Origin of the sequence: Thiococcus pfennigii, assembly GCF_016583835.1 — a bacterium.
GTDB lineage: Bacteria > Pseudomonadota > Gammaproteobacteria > Chromatiales > Chromatiaceae > Thiococcus > Thiococcus pfennigii.
Window position 1 is genome coordinate 1 of record NZ_NRRW01000123.1, and the last position, 2026, is coordinate 2026.

Below are 2026 nucleotides of genomic sequence, written 5' to 3' on the forward strand. Positions count from 1 at the left end.
CGGTAGAGTAGAGGCCAGGGTTGCCCCTGGCCCCCCTCGTCAAACGCAGCATGCGGTTTTCCCGCACCGCGCTTTCCTGCTGTCTTCATGGTTCATCGCTGTCGCAGTGGAGTCGCAGGATCACAGCTGCACCAGTCCAAGGTGCTTATAGATGTGCTGGTACCATGTCACCCCTGCCGGTGGCCGGTAGGGTCGCTGACTCCGACGCTTGAGGTGCCGCACGACGCGTTGTTGGAGAAACCAGTTCATCGAGCGAAAGGCGGGGCGACTGCGGCCCTTGCCGAAATAGTTGGCCCATCCGCGGACCTGTTGATTGATCTCCGTGATCAGTTGCGGCACCGGCACGAGGCAGCGCTCCGGGCCGGTCATCCGGCGCAGTCGTTCTCGCTCGCGAGCGCATGCCTTGGCGCTCGGTACCCGGTTCAGAAACCGCTGGGGGCGCCCGAACTTGTCCTGCTCGAAGCGAAAGGTGTAGCCCAGGAAGTCCAGGCTCGCTCCGGGTTGGCGCAGTGTGACAGTCCGTGTCTTGTCGCGGTTGATCTCCAAGCCCATCCAGTCCTCCACGATGGCCTCGACCCAATCGCTGATGCGCGTGCCCTGATAGCGGGCGAGGATGACGAAGTCATCGGCGTAGCGCACCAGCCGGGCCTTGGCGAACTGTGCCGGTCCATCGGCACCGTGGAAGCGCTTGTCCATCCAGTGGAGGTAGAGATTCGCCAGCAGCGGGCTGATGACACCGCCTTGCGGCGTGCCGGCCCGACGCCGGATCGTTCTCGGCGGTCCTCGCCGCCCCTGGGGTTGCTCCTGCATCGGCGCGCGCAGCCACTGACGAATCAGCTTGAGCACGGCACCGTCCGCGACGCGCCGCTGCACGCAGGCGAGCAGCAAGGCATGCGGTATCCGGTCGAAATAGCCCTTGAGGTCGGCGTCGTAGACGGCCGTCAGTCCCCGTGCCAAGCCCTCCTCGATCGCATCGAGCGCGTCATGCGCCGAGCGCCTTGGCCGGAAGCCGTACGAGACAGCCAGAAAATCTGCCTCGAATATCGGCTCCAGGATCAGCTTCGCTGCCGTTTGCACGACGCGGTCCCGCACCGTGGGGATGCCCAGCGGGCGCTCCCCTCCATTCGCCTTGGGGATCATCTTCAGCCGCACCGCTCGCGGTCGGTAGGTCTTCTGCGTGAGGCTCTCATGCAGCTCCGTCAGAAAGCCGTCCACGCCCCCGGGGGCGTTCAGCACGTCTTCGATGCTGACGCCGTCCACACCCGGCGCACCACCGTTCATGGCCACCTGGTCCCAGGCCGCCGCGAGCACGTCTGGCCGCGTGATCCGGTCGTACAACGCGTAAAACCGAAAACGCGGCTCCTGCTTTGCTTTGATATACAGTCGCTTTCGCAGTATGAAGACCTTCTCCGGCAGCCCGTCGCGATTGTCCGCAAACGCGGCCGGCAACGGCACGTGCCTTCGCTCCGTCATGGTTCGGTTTTGCTCCGACAAGCGGATAGCCCCCTCTCTGCAAAAGACAACATGACAACAGCGCGGTCCCTTCGCTCCACGGACATTACCCCGCTTCCTCGCTACTATGAACCGCTCCGACTCCCGACGTGCCAGCACGCGCGGTTATGTCTTCCCACGCGGCCTCCGGGGCACGACCCCGAGCACGACGGGTCTCCCAGGTTCCTCGACCCCTCTGTCACTGCGCGCCGTCCGCTCCCACCCCGGCAGGCCGCTCCGGTGCATACGCTGATGTCTTCCCGGCGCGTGCTGGCTTCAGCTTATCTGGCAGCTTGGCCACCTGCACTTTGCGTAACGAGGCCGATCCCGGTTCAACCTTTGACGGCTTACGGCTCACAGCTTCGCTGTCCACGGCTTTCGGCCGCTTCGCCCGGTGTCCACCCCGAACCGGTCTCGCTCCCCGCGCTTCGTTACCTCCACGCGACAGACCGCAGCTACATGTGTCATCAGCACTTCACATGGCAGTCACCTCACAGACTGCTAGACGGGCCAGGCTTGTCCTGGCACACCAGAG

At 64.6% G+C, this 2026-nt stretch carries 1 protein-coding gene; it reads right to left on the reverse strand.

Annotation, left to right across the window (positions count from 1 at the left end; translation table 11 throughout):
* Nucleotides 1-120: 120 nt before the first annotated feature.
* Nucleotides 121-1473, reverse strand: a complete 1353-nt coding sequence (gene ltrA, locus CKO41_RS18125) for a group II intron reverse transcriptase/maturase (RefSeq protein ID WP_200383270.1) — start codon at nucleotides 1471-1473, stop codon at nucleotides 121-123.
* Between the last annotated feature and the right edge of the window lie 553 nt (nucleotides 1474-2026).

Excerpts from the sequence above, each read along its gene's own strand:
- ltrA (WP_200383270.1), bottom strand. The coding sequence starts at position 1,473 with ATGACGGAGCGAAGGCACGTGCCGTTGCCGGCCGCGTTTGCGGACAAT.